The sequence below is a fragment of the Bacteroides sp. MSB163 genome (assembly GCF_036416795.1).
Lineage (GTDB): Bacteria > Bacteroidota > Bacteroidia > Bacteroidales > Bacteroidaceae > Bacteroides > Bacteroides maternus.
In genome coordinates this window covers 2,190,120-2,204,814 of the sequence record NZ_CP143867.1, presented here as the reverse complement: position 1 = coordinate 2,204,814, position 14,695 = coordinate 2,190,120, and the positions used below count along the sequence as shown (strand labels likewise).

Here is a 14,695-nt window from a genome sequence, read left to right as displayed (position 1 = left end):
AACTTAACACATTACAAAGATATGAGAAAAATTTCTTTGAACGGGCTTTTTTGCCCAAAAAGTTTAGTATTTAAGCAAATATTACGAACTATGAAGATCACACTATTCCTTCTCTTGTTTGTAACGTTCCAAGCGTACAGTAATAGTAGCTACTCTCAGAATGCCAAAATCAGCATCCCCCGCTCTGAGTTGCGAGTAAGCGAAATCCTCGATAAAATCGAGGCTCAGACAGAGTATTTGTTTGTCTACAATAAGAAAAGCGTGGATGTGCGCCGCACCGTAAATGTAGATGCAGACAATCAACCGGTGTCCGAAGTTTTGGATAAAATCTTCAATGGTACCGACATCAGATATGTAATGGAAGGCAAGAATATTGTGCTGACCAAACAACATGAAAAGGCCAGTGAAATCATTGCTGCCGTACAACAAGAAAATATCTCTATAAAAGGTGTTGTTACCGATACCAAGGGTGAACCCATTATCGGTGCCAATGTTGTGGAAAAAGGAACTACAAACGGTTGCATTACCAATATAGACGGTGAGTTTACACTAAATACACCGACTAATGCAACGCTGGTTATCAGCTTTATCGGATACCAGCCTGTAACGATTGCTCTCAACGGGCAGAAAACTCTCAATGTGCAGATGCAGGAAGAAGCCCTGTCACTGGAAACGGTGGTAGTGACGGCTATGGGTATCAAGCGTAAGTCATCCTCACTAACTTATTCTGTACAACAAGTTGGAGGTGACGACTTAACCCGCGTTAAAGATCCCAATATGATTAATGCACTAGAAGGTAAAATTGCAGGCGTTACAATCAATAAAAGCGCTTCCGGTTTGGGAGGCTCGGCTAAAGTTTCCATCCGCGGTATTCGTTCGGCTTTTGAGGGAGGTAACAACCAGCCTTTGTACGTCATCGATGGTGTTCCCATGATGAATTCAGCCAAAGAAACGACTTCTTCAGTCATGGGTGGTAATTCAGACTCAGGTAACCGCGACTCCGGTGACGGTATATCCAATCTGAACCCGGACGACATTCAGACAATTTCCGTACTGAAAGGCGCTTCTGCGGCCGCCCTTTATGGTTCGCAAGCAGCAAACGGTGTTATCATGATTACTACTAAAAAAGGAAATGTAGGTTCAACCCGTGTGACTTATTCTGCCAATGTTACATTTGACCGTGCCATTTCCACACCTGAATTTCAAAACTCCTATAATTCAAAATGGGAAAAAGGAAATATCAAAGACCATGACAATGTAGGAGATTTCTTCGGAACCGGCGTTACAGCCATTAACTCTATTTCTTTATCAACAGGTAATGCAAAAGCGCAAACCTATTTCTCCTATGCCAATACAACCGCCAAAGGCATTATTGAAAAGAACAAACTGGAACGTCACAACCTAACCTTCCGTGAAACAGGTAAGTTCTTCAATGATAAGCTCACATTGGATGGAAACGTTAACGTCATGCGCCAGGTAGGTCGCAATCGCCCGGTTACAGGTGGATTATATATGAATCCGTTAGTAGGACTTTATACCTTCCCGCGCGACCTGAACATGGCAGATTATAGGAGTGGAGAAGTTCTTGACGAAGTACGTAACATGCCAAAACAGAATTGGTACAAAGATCCCGAAACCCTGCAAGGAATGGAAGGCAACCCTTATTGGTTAGTCAATCGCATCAACACGAAAGACACCCGTACGCGTACCATTGCTTCTTTAAGTGCGAATTGGGAAGTCACTGACTGGTTAAAATTTCAAGCCCGCGGTACAGCTGACTACATCAGTGACAAATCTGAAGAAAAGACATGGGCTTCTACCTCAACAACCTTGACAGGCGGTAGTTGGACAGACCAAACAGACAATGGACGTTATGCCTATGCAACCGGAAGTGATTTCATGGCCTATGGCGACCTGATGGCCATGTTCAATAAGACATGGGGCAAATTCAGTCTGAATGCGGCATTAGGAGGTTCTATCAACTATCAGAAGTCCAACAATTTACGAATTGACTCTCATACATCTGGTTTATATTATCCAAACGTATTTACACTGACGAATATTAAATATAGTTCTTCTACTGATATGTCAGTGACGAATGAAGCCCGCCAAGTAATGCAATCAGTATTCGCCACTGCCCAATTAGGTTGGAACGAAGCACTTTATCTGGACTTAACCGCCCGTAATGACTGGTCTTCCACCCTTTACGGTACCTCTAAAATGGACTCCGGATTCTTCTATCCGTCAGTTGGTTTATCATGGCTAGCGCACAACTCTTTCGAACTGCCCGAGTGGATTAATTTTGCAAAAATACGTGGCTCTATCGCTCAAGTCGGAAATACGTTGCCACTATATAAAGCAAACCTGCAACCGCGCATCGCCATAGGCGGAAGCATCAACCAGGTAACAGATTATAATGACGGCAATCTGAAACCGGAAATCTCAACTTCCTACGAAGCAGGCTTCGAGATGAAGTTTTTCCACAACCGTTTTGATATTGACTTCACCTGGTATAAGACATTGACTAAAAACCAATTCTTGCTAGTGCCAATGCTTCCGGGGTCTGCCTATAAGAACCAAATGATCAATGCTGGTAAGATCAGCAATAAAGGTATTGAATTAACCGTAGGCGGTGTGCCCGTACAAAATGAGAACTTCCGTTGGAGAACACAAGTTAATTTCTCTACCAATAAAAATAAGGTAGAAAAACTCGCGGACAACTATAAAGTATTTGCTTATGGTTCGGGCGTAAACATGGCATACCGTATGATTGTTAAAGAAGGCGGTTCACTAGGTGACCTTTACGGTAACTCATTCAAACGCGATGAAGCAGGAAAAATCGTACTGGATAGCGAAGGACTCCCTGAACTCAATACAGACCGTCAACAATATTTAGGTAACAGCCAACCTAAATGTACATTGGGCTGGAGCAATACATTTAATATCTATGGTGTATCGGTTAATTTCCTGATAGATGCACGCATTGGTGGCGACGTAATGTCATTCACCCAAGGACAATTGGATGCCCACGGGGTAAGCAAAGCCGCCGGCGAAGCACTGGATCGTGGATATGTCGAAGTCGAAGGACAGAAGTTCACTAAAACAGAAAAGAAAGACAACATACAGGGATTCTATGCAAGAGTCGGAGACATCAACGGATGTACAGAATACTATATGTACAAAGGAACCAATATACGTTTACGTGAATTATCCATAGCTTACAGCCTTCCGGAAAAATGGATGGAAAAGACGAAGGTATTCAAAGACATCAATCTCTCATTAGTGGCACGCAACTTATTCTTTATCTATAAAGATGCTCCATTCGATCCTGACGCACTGATGTCAGTAGGAAACGATATGCAGGGTGTAGACGTTTTCGGCATGCCGACTACCCGCAGCATTGGTTTTAATGTGAAATTTACATTCTAACGTATCATCTAAAAAGCAAGTAATATGAAAAGCAAATTTATACATACATTAGTGATAGGCGGATTATTAATTACCGCTTGTACAAGCAATTTTGATAACTTAAACTCCGAAGACGGTTCTTACGATTCTGGTAAGCAGGTCATGGACAATGCCGGATATACCATGTATTTCAATTCTATACAGCAAGGCATCTATTTCAACTACAACTGGGGAGAAGGTACAGATTGGACTTTCCAGACCATACAGAATTTAGGTGTCGATATGTTTGCAGGATATTTCCACGATATGGCAACTAAGTTTGCAGGAGAAAACTCCGTATACAATATGAACGACGGATGGAACAGTAGCAACTGGTCCACTTCATATAGCCAGACAGTTTCCGCACTCAACAAAGCGGAAGACTTTGATAGTGAGCTTCCACAATATATGTCTCTGATAAAAATATATAGAGTGGCAACTATGCATCGCCTGACGGACCAATATGGCCCCATCCTATATGAGAACCATGCAACAGCGCCTGTAAGCCAGGAAAATGCTTATAAAGCTATGTTTGCAGATTTAGATGATGCCATCAGTTTAATAGATCAGACGCTCTCCAATGGAATAGAGGATAAAATTTCTTATGACATCCTGATGAGAAGTCAATCAACTTACTCACAGTATGCAAAATGGGCTAATTCTCTACGTCTGCGTTTGGCAATGCGAATATCTAATGTAAATTCTCAAATGGCATCCGAACAAGCCAAGAAAGCCCTCTCCAACAAATATGGAGTATTGGAAACAAACAACGACATAGTAGAAGTTTCAACCAAAACCGGATATAAAAATCCGTTGGGAACTATCGGCCTTAGCTGGTGGGAAGTTTATATGAACGCATCTTTAGAGTCCTTCATGGTTGGTTACGATGATCCACGCACAGATAGGTATTTCACCCCTTCTGTAGGCGGACTTGCCGATAACAGCCCTGCGCAACGCTTTGACTATGCAGGTATGCAAAAAGGTATTCCCCAGGGATTTAACTTCAATACACCTAAAGAAGTTAACCACTATAAGTTCCACTCACGTTGCACCATTACGGCAGATTTTCCGGCTCCGCTGATGACTTCTGCAGAAGTGTGGTTCCTGCGTGCAGAAGCAGCCTTACGCGGATACTCTACAGAGAACGTAAAAGATTGCTATGAAAAAGGCGTACGTCTCTCCTTCGAACAATGGGGTGCCAGTGGCGTTGACGCTTATTTGGCAAGTGATGCCAAACCATCAGACTATAAAGATGTATTCTTTGAAAAGAACGATATGAAAGCCATGACTACCATCACTCCCAAATGGAATGAAGGTGCTTCTAATGAGGAAAAGCTGGAACGTATCATTACGCAAAAATGGTTAGCAATCTTCCCAGAAGGTGCTGAAGCATGGGCCGAGCAGCGTCGCACAGGTTATCCTAAATTATTCAAGACATTGGCAAACCTGAGCGGCGGAACGATAGATACTGATAAAATGGTACGTCGCCTTCCATTCCCGGCAAACTTGAAAACTGACCAGCCTGAATTATACAGACAATTGGTTGATGCTTTAGGTGGACAAGACAATGGTGGAACAGACTTATGGTGGTCTGTAGGACAGAATAAATTTTAAATAAGACCAACGTATAAGATTTTGATTAGTGGCGTTTTCTCCGTATTAGTTACGAGGGAAAGAAGATTGGAAGGAGTAAAGTCATTTGGGGGGCTTTACTCCTTTTCTATCAAGCTTACTCCCTTTTTATCAGCGCATTACATTTACCAACCATTTACCGCAGGATGTAAAAGCATTTACCGCAGGATGTAACGACCTTTACCTCCTATTGTAACGCTCTTTACCTCGGTATGTAACGGTCTTTACCTCGGCGTGTAAATGGAGTTACCATTTGAGGTAAACAGAACCTTCACGGAATGAAACAATCGTTGGGGGCGTATCTCTTTAATTGTCACTTATAGACCTGTATCGGCAACTCCCCCCGCAATGCTCCCAGAACATTGACAGCAAGTGCCTCCAGTTCATCTTCCCCGGGATAGACATGCACCGGAGCAAGAAAAGAAACCCGTTCCTTCAAACGGGAAATGACATAATCGGAATGAGCAATCCCCCCCGTCAGCAGAATTGCATCGACTTTGCCGTAAAGCACAACAGCGGCGGCACCCACACTTTTGGCAACCTGATAAATCATAGCATTCAGCACCAATTCCGCTTTCGTATCCCCACCTTCTATGGACTTGATAATAGCAGGTATATCCGTAGTGCCAAGATGCGCTGCCAGACCGGCATGACCGGAAATACGCTTCTTTAGCTCATCTTTCCTGAAACGATGGGAATAGCAAAGGTCAATCAATGGGCCCGCAGGCAACGTCCCTGCCCGCTCGGGCGAGAAAGGTCCTTCTCCATCGAGGGCATTGTTCACGTCGATGCAGCGACCGTGGTTATGAGTACCGACAGAGATTCCGCCACCCAAATGACAGATAATCAAGTTCAAATCTTCGTAGCGCACCGGATGGTCGGAAGAAGCGGCTGTAAGTTCGGCAGCATAACGGCGGGCAATGGCACGCTGGTTCAAAGCATGCCAGATGGTAATACGTGGCATCAGTGGAGAACCCGTGATACGGGCTACCTCATCCAGTTCATCCACGACACCGGGATCAGCAATAAAAGCACGGCAATCAGGGAGCAATGCCGCCAATTCGGAAGCAATAAGACACCCCAAGTTGCACGCATGGCTTCTCATGGCATGGGCTATATCATCCAACATGGCATCGTTCACCTCGTATACCCCGCCCGGAATGGGTTTCAGTAATCCTCCACGCCCTACGATGGCATCAAATTCAAAAGGAATACCATTCTCTTTTAAGGCTTCTATTACCAAATTCTTGCGGAATTCAAACTGGTCGATGACGCGAGGGAAATGGGAAAGTTCTCCTACCGAATGGCGAATGTTACGCACCAAAAGCGGAGTTGTGTCTTCGTATACTGCAATTTTCGTTGAAGTAGAACCGGGATTGATAGCAAGAATTCTCATAATTTAAGATTTGACGTTTTACAATTTACGATTAGGATCACCTACTTTATCACCCTGTCACTTAGTCACAAGCACAAGTGAGGCATGCCATCGCAATACTATAATATTTAGAGAGACCGGAATCACTACGCGAGGGCAACACCACCGGACATACAGGACCTTGCAACAGGCCTGCCATATCAGCATGGGCAAACAAGGATACAGCCTTATAAAAAGCGTTTCCTGATTCGATATTAGGGAAGATCAGCACATCCGCTTCTCCATTGATAGGAGATGCAATCCCTTTGATATCACCGCTTGTCTTCTCACAGGAAGTCTTCACATCCAACGGACCATCGATTATTACATTTCCGAATTCTCCGGCCTCCGCCAACTCCACGATATTAACATAATCCAGCGAATGGGGGAACTTGGCACTTACCTTCTCCGTACAATGAATAAGTGAAATGCGAGGTTGTTCGATGCCAAAGTGGCGACAAGTATGGATGGCATACCAGATCATCTCTATGCGTTGCTGCAAAGTAGGTCGCGGAATTACGGCGGCATCCGAGAAGAACAACAATTTATCATACGTAGGAATCTGCATTACAGCCAGATGAGTTAGGATTTTCCCCTTAGGCAACAGACCTTTTTCTTTGTCAAGGATAGCATGCAATAAATTATCCGTATTGATAATGCCTTTCATCAAAATATCCGCTCCACCCTCACGGACAATACGTACAGCCTCACGCGCCGCCTCATTGGGATCCTCTATATGCACGGTACGGACGTACTGGGGATATTTCTTCAATGTAGGATATTTTTCAAGAATCGCAGAGTCGCCAACCATCAGGAACTCCGCAATCCCTTCTTCCAGAGAACGAGAAATGGCATATTCCGTATTGGGGTCATTAGCACAAACTACTGCAATACGTTTCCTTTTGTTCAAGGATTTCAAGTGCGAGGTTAGTTGATCAAAGCTTCGAATAGGTTCCATAACGTTAGATTTTTAGCAAATATCTGAAAAAATGTCGAGAAATGCAGCATAACATCCTTGGAAATTTCATAGGCTTCATTTCATTTTGATAGATTTTTCCACAGATTACACAGATTAACGCAGATTATTACTTTTCTCTACTATTAGAATAAATCTGTGTTAATCTGTGTAATCTGTGGAGTAAACTAAATTTCGTTTTGAGTTATTTTATGTACTTTTGTCCCCATACGCAAAATATTGAATTATGAGCAGCCTTATTTTTCCGCCATACGTACAAAAAGGTGATCGTGTCATCATCCTTTCTCCTTCCAGCAAGATAGACAAGTCTTTTTTGAAAGGAGCCAAAAAGCGTTTGAAGTCCTGGGGACTGGAAGTGGTAATGGCTAAACATGCCGGAAGCTCACACGGAACGTATGGAGGCAGCATCAAACAGCGCGTAGAAGACTTACAGAATGCCCTGGATGATGAAAAGGCTAAAGTCATTCTATGCAGCCGTGGCGGATATGGAGCAGTGCACTTGTTAGGGAAACTCGATTTTACCCGCTTTCGTGAACATCCTAAATGGCTGATTGGTTTCAGTGACATTACCGCATTACATAATGTGCTCCAGAAAGAAGGTTTTGCATCACTCCACGCCCTGATGGCACGCCATCTGACGGTAGAATCCGAAGATGACTTCTGCACACTGGCACTCAAAGATATCCTCTTTGGACATTTTAATCCGGAGACGGCAGAATCTGTAGAAACCTCGGAAAATGGTTTCAGCTATATTTGCCCCGGGCACAAATTAAACCATAAAGGAACTGCCAGCGGCATTTTACGAGGTGGCAACCTGTCCGTATTTTATGGGTTGCGTGGCACCCCTTACGATATACCTGCCGAAGGAAGCATTCTCTTTATAGAAGATGTAGGCGAACGTCCGCATGCAGTAGAGCGCATGATCTACAATCTGAAACTGGGCGGTATATTAGAAAAACTATCCGGTCTTATTATCGGACAGTTTACGGAATACGAGGAAAACAAGTCTTTGGGGAAAGAGTTATACGGTGCAATTGCCGACCTCGTGAAAGAATACGATTACCCCGTCTGTTTTAATTTCCCGGTAGGACATGTCAGCATGAACCTGCCCATGATAAACGGAGCGGAAGTAACGCTGGAGACCGGAAAAAAAGAAGTGAAATTAAGTTTTAATTTAGATAAAGAATGAAACGGAATTATACTCTCATCCCTTTATGCCTGGTGTTGCTTGCATTCATAGCATGCAGCAACAATACCAAAAAGGCAAGCGACGACGCTGAAGCAACTGTTAAAAACGTCGTCAATGTTCCACAGTTCAATGCAGACAGTGCTTACCAGTATGTGAAAGCACAGGTTGACTTCGGTCCACGCGTTCCTAATACGAAAGCGCATGTGGATTGCGGCAACTATCTGGCTGATAAACTGACAGAATTCGGCGCAAAGGTTACTAACCAATATGTAGACTTACCTGCCTATACCGGCACATTACTAAAAGCCCGGAATATTATCGGTTCCTACAAACCGGATATGAAAAAGCGTATCGTCCTTTTTTCGCATTGGGACAGCCGTCCGTGGGCAGACGCTGACCCGGACGCCAAAAAGCATTACACACCCATTTTAGGTGCCAATGACGGTGCCAGCGGTGTAGGCGTATTATTGGAAATAGCACGTCATTTACAGAAACAGTTACCGGAAATGGGTATCGATATTGTTTTTGTAGATGCTGAAGATTATGGAACACACCAGGCTTACAATGGCCCGCATAAAGAGGAATACTGGGGACTCGGTTCCCAGTATTGGGCACGTAATCCGCATGTGCAAGGATATAATGCACGCTTCGGTATACTGCTGGACATGGTAGGGGGCAAGAATGCAGAATTCCGTTATGAAGGTTTGTCTCATGAAGTAGCTCCCAATGTCAATGAGAAAGTCTGGAAAACAGCCAATGCTTTAGGTTTCGGGCGCCATTTTGTACAGAAAAAAGGCGGTTTCGTAACCGATGACCATACGTTCATCAACAAGTACGCCAAAATTCCAACCATTGATATCGTTCCTTATTATCCGGAAGGTGATTTCTTTGAGCACTGGCATACTGTGAAAGATGACATGGATGCCATTGATAAGGCTACATTGCAAGCAGTGGGACAGACGGTAATGCAAGTTATTTACAGCGAGAAATAATTTATAAATCAAAAACATAAATCAAGAAGTATGAGTATCAACGAAGCACAAGACGAAGTGATTGCGGAATTCAGCGACTTTGACGACTGGATGGATCGCTATCAGCTCCTCATAGACTTAGGAAACGAGCAGGAACCGCTCGACGAAAAATATAAAACGGAACAGAATCTGATTGAAGGTTGCCAAAGCCGCGTATGGCTGCAAGCTGACGAAGAGGATGGAAAAATTATCTTCAAAGCAGAAAGCGACGCTTTGATTGTAAAAGGTATCATTTCGTTGCTGATGAAAGTCCTTTCCGGGCATACACCAAACGAAATTCTGAATGCTGATCTTTATTTCATCGATAAGATAGGATTGAAAGAACATCTTTCTCCTACCCGTAGCAATGGTTTGCTGTCTATGGTGAAGCAGATGCGGATGTATGCGCTGGCTTTCAAGACGAAAGATAGTAGTAAATAAATAGATATTCCCTTTATCAATAGTGCTTTGATAAGGGGAATAGACTTTCCACAACAATAGTTATTTTCATACAATCATTGGACAACGTTATAAAACGCAATAATTGGATTATCAGTATCAGGATCATATTTACGAAATATATCAGGATAATCTTTGGGTTCTTTAGACAAAGCATATCCTATAGTTTCCGGGGTTAAAACACCCCAGAATTGTCCTTTATAAACTCCATCAATTAATTGAAAGATAGGAACTGATTTACCAACTTTATCAGTCAGTCTTTTACCACAATATATCTGTTTCTCTTGGATTAAATCATATAGAGCAGATTGAAGAAAGCCATCTTTTGAAAATTGGAAATAAAGAAGATTATTACATTTGTATATACTTTCTAATCCCAGAGAATATTTTGACTTTACCAATTCCCATCCATTTATCTTATTTTCTATTTTAGAAAATGGCAAAGGATCCGGCAACATTATTTTATATAGAGCTTTTAAGCTATCTGGATCCAATTCGTAAATTACGTTATCAAAATTTCTGCAATAATACAATACTGAATCATTATAACAGAATGGTTGCCTCGTGGGTCTAAAGCGATAAGAAGATTCAGCATCATTGTGTGGAAAATAGTGCCGATCCATAGTCATAGCATTTTTTGAGACTAATAAGGAATAATATAGATCTGTGTTATTCGGATAGTTACTATGATACCTATTATCATAATAATAGACTCCTCCCAACGAAGCCATTGCTGTAGGATCAGGCTTAACGAGCTTTTGTGTCTTGAAAAATATTCCATTATCCGCATTATAAAACAAAAGAGATTGCTTATGATTATCATAAATAATTAACTCCCTGCTTTGTTCATTAATAACAAATGTATTAACATCCGTATACTCACCTGGTCCTGTTCCCTTGGCATCTATTTTAATCTTCTTTCTTATTCCTGCTTTGGCAGGAATAAAGAAAGAAGGAAAACAATATAACGGCATATATACATTTCATAATGATTAAATTTTAAGATCCACTTCCACAACCTACAGGAGTACAGGAATAGGGTACAGCACAAAACACACATATTGTTTCTGTAGTAACATGAACCCAGCCATCTTCCGTATTATAGTGATATCTTACATCGTCAGGTTGTAACCAACTATTAGGTCCGGTTTCATCCTATGCAAGAGATTCCACATTCACCAATGTAGAATTAATAAAATCTGCCAACTCTGAGCTCTGCTTAAAATACTGTTGCACAAATGCGAACATAAAACAAATTGTAAATAAAACAACAACCTTCTTTTTCATAATAACTAAAATTTAAAATTAAACATTAATTCAGGTATTTATCTTGTACTATTTGATGAATAAGAATATTAACAGACTTCATTTTTCCCTTAATATTCTTCAATTCGGATTCAATACAGCTACTGCAATCTGAAAGAGAAAATTTATAGAAAAGCTTATATCCATCATTAAATTCAAGACTAAAAGGTCGCTTTTGCCTATCAACTATCAGATCTAAATCTTTAATTCTCTCATTAGTGTATTTATGACATTGAGTTATTACCCAAATAGCAGAACCTAATGTAATCTTTTTCTCCAACAGTTTCAGATTACATTCCTTTCACTCACTATTAATTTGGCAGTTACTTCTAACCATTAGTATCAGCGCTATTGAAAGAGCAAACAATAATGTAATTAGAATACTATCCTTCTTTATTCTCATCCATTTACTATTTATAAATTACAAATGTAGGTATCTCCCCTCAATAAGTCATCATTATCAAGATGGACAAATTCTCTTTTATACTTATAACACAATCTTTTATATATCAATCAAATACAAGTATATCACCATAATTATGGTGGACAAATACACCCACAAAATAGTATAAACTGGCACTAGTTATACATAAATAGAGGGAGGATTCAGAAATTCCAAATCCTCCCTCTATTTAACAAACACCTATATATCAGTCCTAAAATGCTATTTTATTCGTCTCCTTCCTGATACTCCAGAATATCTCCCGGCTGGCAATCCAAAATTTTGCAAATGGCCTCCAGTGTAGAGAAACGGATAGCTTTTGCCTTTCCCGTTTTCAAAATAGATAAATTGGCAGGTGTAATATCCACCTTTTCGGCCAGCTCTCCTAAAGATATCTTTCGTCGAGCCATCATTATATCAAGGTTTACTATAATCATATAAATCACTTTTATCAAGGTTAGGATTAAATAGTCAGATCCTGTTCTTCCTTCATTTTCACACCTACGGCAAATATCTCGGTAAAGAGTACAATGACCACCAATGATACCCAATCTTCGGACATGCTGAAACCCTTTATTTCATATCCGGGCAGACTCACTTGTTTCACCACTTCAATATAATTCAGCCATTCCATCAACGCATTCAAGACGCTAAAGGCTAATAAAGAATAAGTGAATACACGCATTCTCACCACATTGTCATGAGTAAACACATTACGCTTCGATATGGAAATTAGAACCCGTATCAGGCAATAAATTCCGGCGAGAATAGCCAAAGCCGCAAACACACCAAAACAAAACACAATACTACTCCAGGTCGACGGAACAATAGCTACACTTACTTTATCTATTTTGTAAGGAAGGTTTTCATTCATTTTACTATTACGCAATGAATCCAATATTGTTGTTTCCAGAGGCCGTACCTCCACAGGGATACCTTCAGGCGTGTATAAGGCCGGTGTTTCCGCACGGGCACTTTTACTTCCCGCCAAAAAACTGTCACGTTCTTCTTGCCAACCGGCAGTAAAAGAAATGGCAAAATCTCCTACAATCACCAGTATCGCTAATATCCCCAATATTCTAAATTTCTTCATAATCGTATCGTTTTTTTAAATCGTCAACTCCTGTTCTTCTTTCATCTTCAGTCCGATAGCGAACACTTCTGCCACAATCAGGGCCGAAATCCCCAATACCAGTGAAGTAATATGCACCATATCCGCCATGCTCAATGAATAACCTGTCACTGAAAAGACTTTTTCCACATCATGAAAACTCAGAAACGCAAGAAGGAAGGTACATACAAAACCAATAATAAGCAGCACTCCTAAACGTCTGAGACGCCGGACATTCTTCCAATTGAATATATCGGATTTATTGATCGACACAATAAGGCGAATAAAAAGTACTACAGCCCAGACAATGGCAACATAGTTTACAATAAGAATCAGGAAAGAAACAGTCCTTGATAAGACACTGGGTTGTGTATTCACACTGACTATCATTTGCCCGTAAGCAGCAGGTACATATTCACCGGTTTTTTCATTATAAACAGAATCAATCAAGATATCTCCGCCTAAATCTTTTGGTATCAGTTGCACTACTTGCACATTGCTGATCTCTTCTTTAGCCTTCGCATCAATCTTAGAGTCAAAGCCTTTCTCAATCCCGGTCTTAATTCCCAAACCGACATAATAAGTAGTTTCTAAAACCGAATAACCCAGCACGAGCAATACGATCACGCAAAGAATATTCAATCTCCTTTTCATATTTCAGTAGTTGTATTAGATAATTTATAGGTATTCATCATTCTCCAGGACAATATAAACAAAAAGAAAGCAATTACGAGACCTGTCAGATAAGCTTTTTCTCCAATTAATTCACTGCTATATTCTACATCCGGGAATTTAAGAGCGAGATAAACAGAAAGGCTGTTGTTCATGATGTGAATCAAAATACAAGGTATCAGACTATGTGTCTTATAATAGATCCATGCAAGAATAAAACCGATCAGCGTAGCTCCTACCACTTGTGCCGGATTCATATGAAAGATACCGAATATCAGACCGGATATTAAGATAGCTACTACCGGATTATACTTCTTCAAAAGAACTTTAGTGATTGCTCCACGAAACAGTAACTCCTCCAAAATGGGTCCCAATATAGCTACACAAATAATTCCTAACCAACCGGATTGCAATAAATCAAAAGTATCGCTCAACCAGTCAGGCAAAAAGGTGAGATGAGACATTAAAAAGTCAATCAGATAAATCATGGAAATTCCCATCATAGCGCTCCAGGATAAATAAGATACAGACACTGGAGAGTATAATCTCTTATCTCCCGTCAAGTAGCCTTTTTGCCACAAATAAATCAGCATAAAAACAAATCCTGCCAGCAGAGTGGGAGCCAAGGCAAATTCGCTTGCTCTGTCTACAGTACCGTATTTTACATACGCATAGATCATAGTGAATGGCCCCACTGCCAATGCCCCGAGAATTTGCATCGCCAAGTAAATAAGAGCCAGTTTTATTGCAGTTTTCATCGTTGTCGTCCTTTAGAGTTTACAAAGATATATTTTCTCTATTAAATCATCAAACGGTAGCACCTATACCGCAAAGAACAGCCATCAACATGGAGAGGGAAATCACCAATAAAGAAATACTCATAAATGCCTTTTTCATAATCGTCAACCTTTATATGTTTTGTTATTCAATAATAATTTATCGTTTTTCGATATGCAAATAAAAAGGTATTTTCTGAGACTAACAAGTAAAACAGAAAATATTTATCGAAAAACAATAAAAAAAGTACGTTTTTCGATA

At 41.0% G+C, this 14,695-nt stretch carries 12 protein-coding genes; 5 read left to right on the top strand and 7 right to left on the bottom strand.

Annotated features, from left to right (window positions below):
- Positions 1-21 precede the first annotated feature (21 nt).
- Positions 22-3,429: a TonB-dependent receptor gene (locus VYM24_RS07620; protein WP_291550084.1), complete on the top strand. Its 3,408-nt coding sequence runs from the start codon at positions 22-24 to the stop codon at positions 3,427-3,429.
- A 24-nt stretch (positions 3,430-3,453) separates the two neighbouring features.
- Positions 3,454-5,061, top strand: a complete 1,608-nt coding sequence (locus VYM24_RS07615; protein WP_330941899.1) for a SusD/RagB family nutrient-binding outer membrane lipoprotein — start codon at positions 3,454-3,456, stop codon at positions 5,059-5,061.
- Positions 5,062-5,392: 331 nt separating this feature from the next.
- Here the strand turns inward: VYM24_RS07615 and buk are convergent, their stop codons facing one another.
- Positions 5,393-6,475 (bottom strand): butyrate kinase, encoded by a 1,083-nt coding sequence (gene buk, locus VYM24_RS07610; protein WP_291550081.1) that lies wholly within the window; start codon positions 6,473-6,475, stop codon positions 5,393-5,395.
- Between the two features lie 61 nt (positions 6,476-6,536).
- The gene (locus tag VYM24_RS07605; RefSeq protein ID WP_291550079.1) at positions 6,537-7,451 is read right to left on the bottom strand and encodes a phosphate acyltransferase; all 915 of its coding nucleotides are present in this window, start codon (positions 7,449-7,451) and stop codon (positions 6,537-6,539) included.
- A 244-nt stretch (positions 7,452-7,695) separates the two neighbouring features.
- Here VYM24_RS07605 and VYM24_RS07600 point away from each other — a divergent pair, with 244 nt between their 5' ends.
- Genes VYM24_RS07600 through VYM24_RS07590 form a run of 3 tightly spaced genes read left to right on the top strand, consistent with a single transcriptional unit; the run spans position 7,696 to position 10,109 of the window.
- A complete protein-coding gene (locus VYM24_RS07600) occupies positions 7,696-8,658 on the top strand; it encodes a S66 peptidase family protein (protein WP_291550078.1) in 963 nt (320 codons plus the stop codon).
- The gene (locus VYM24_RS07595) at positions 8,655-9,650 is read left to right on the top strand and encodes a M28 family peptidase (protein WP_299095869.1); all 996 of its coding nucleotides are present in this window, start codon (positions 8,655-8,657) and stop codon (positions 9,648-9,650) included. The genes VYM24_RS07600 and VYM24_RS07595 overlap by 4 nt, the downstream gene beginning before the upstream one ends.
- 30 nt (positions 9,651-9,680) lie before the next feature.
- Positions 9,681-10,109 carry a SufE family protein gene (locus VYM24_RS07590; protein ID WP_291550076.1) on the top strand — a complete coding sequence of 143 codons (429 nt, stop codon included), beginning with the start codon at positions 9,681-9,683 and terminating at the stop codon, positions 10,107-10,109.
- A 74-nt stretch (positions 10,110-10,183) separates the two neighbouring features.
- On the opposite strand, the gene VYM24_RS07585 is transcribed toward VYM24_RS07590, so the two are convergent.
- The 5 genes from VYM24_RS07585 to VYM24_RS07565 all read right to left on the bottom strand — a co-directional run bounded on the left by VYM24_RS07585 (position 10,184) and on the right by VYM24_RS07565 (position 14,415).
- Entirely contained in the window at positions 10,184-11,101 is a 918-nt protein-coding gene (locus tag VYM24_RS07585) for a 6-bladed beta-propeller (RefSeq protein WP_291550075.1), read from the bottom strand.
- A 1,000-nt stretch (positions 11,102-12,101) separates the two neighbouring features.
- Positions 12,102-12,311: a helix-turn-helix domain-containing protein gene (locus tag VYM24_RS07580; RefSeq protein ID WP_007662013.1), complete on the bottom strand. Its 210-nt coding sequence runs from the start codon at positions 12,309-12,311 to the stop codon at positions 12,102-12,104.
- A 26-nt stretch (positions 12,312-12,337) separates the two neighbouring features.
- A complete protein-coding gene (locus tag VYM24_RS07575; RefSeq protein ID WP_291550074.1) occupies positions 12,338-12,967 on the bottom strand; it encodes a DUF2975 domain-containing protein in 630 nt (209 codons plus the stop codon).
- A gap of 15 nt (positions 12,968-12,982) precedes the next feature.
- Positions 12,983-13,639, bottom strand: a complete 657-nt coding sequence (locus VYM24_RS07570) for a DUF2975 domain-containing protein (RefSeq protein WP_291550073.1) — start codon at positions 13,637-13,639, stop codon at positions 12,983-12,985.
- Positions 13,636-14,415 (bottom strand): CPBP family glutamic-type intramembrane protease, encoded by a 780-nt coding sequence (locus VYM24_RS07565; RefSeq protein ID WP_291550072.1) that lies wholly within the window; start codon positions 14,413-14,415, stop codon positions 13,636-13,638. The genes VYM24_RS07570 and VYM24_RS07565 overlap by 4 nt, the downstream gene beginning before the upstream one ends.
- Positions 14,416-14,695: the final 280 nt, after the last annotated feature.

Coding starts and splice junctions, on each gene's coding strand:
- buk (WP_291550081.1), bottom strand. CDS start 6,475: ATGAGAATTCTTGCTATCAATCCCGGTTCTACTTCAACGAAAATTGCA.
- VYM24_RS07615 (WP_330941899.1), top strand. CDS start 3,454: ATGAAAAGCAAATTTATACATACATTAGTGATAGGCGGATTATTAATT.
- VYM24_RS07595 (WP_299095869.1), top strand. CDS start 8,655: ATGAAACGGAATTATACTCTCATCCCTTTATGCCTGGTGTTGCTTGCA.
- VYM24_RS07565 (WP_291550072.1), bottom strand. CDS start 14,415: ATGAAAACTGCAATAAAACTGGCTCTTATTTACTTGGCGATGCAAATT.
- VYM24_RS07620 (WP_291550084.1), top strand. CDS start 22: ATGAGAAAAATTTCTTTGAACGGGCTTTTTTGCCCAAAAAGTTTAGTA.
- VYM24_RS07600 (WP_291550078.1), top strand. CDS start 7,696: ATGAGCAGCCTTATTTTTCCGCCATACGTACAAAAAGGTGATCGTGTC.
- VYM24_RS07575 (WP_291550074.1), bottom strand. CDS start 12,967: ATGAAGAAATTTAGAATATTGGGGATATTAGCGATACTGGTGATTGTA.
- VYM24_RS07605 (WP_291550079.1), bottom strand. CDS start 7,451: ATGGAACCTATTCGAAGCTTTGATCAACTAACCTCGCACTTGAAATCC.
- VYM24_RS07590 (WP_291550076.1), top strand. CDS start 9,681: ATGAGTATCAACGAAGCACAAGACGAAGTGATTGCGGAATTCAGCGAC.
- VYM24_RS07580 (WP_007662013.1), bottom strand. CDS start 12,311: ATGATTATAGTAAACCTTGATATAATGATGGCTCGACGAAAGATATCT.
- VYM24_RS07585 (WP_291550075.1), bottom strand. CDS start 11,101: ATGCCGTTATATTGTTTTCCTTCTTTCTTTATTCCTGCCAAAGCAGGA.
- VYM24_RS07570 (WP_291550073.1), bottom strand. CDS start 13,639: ATGAAAAGGAGATTGAATATTCTTTGCGTGATCGTATTGCTCGTGCTG.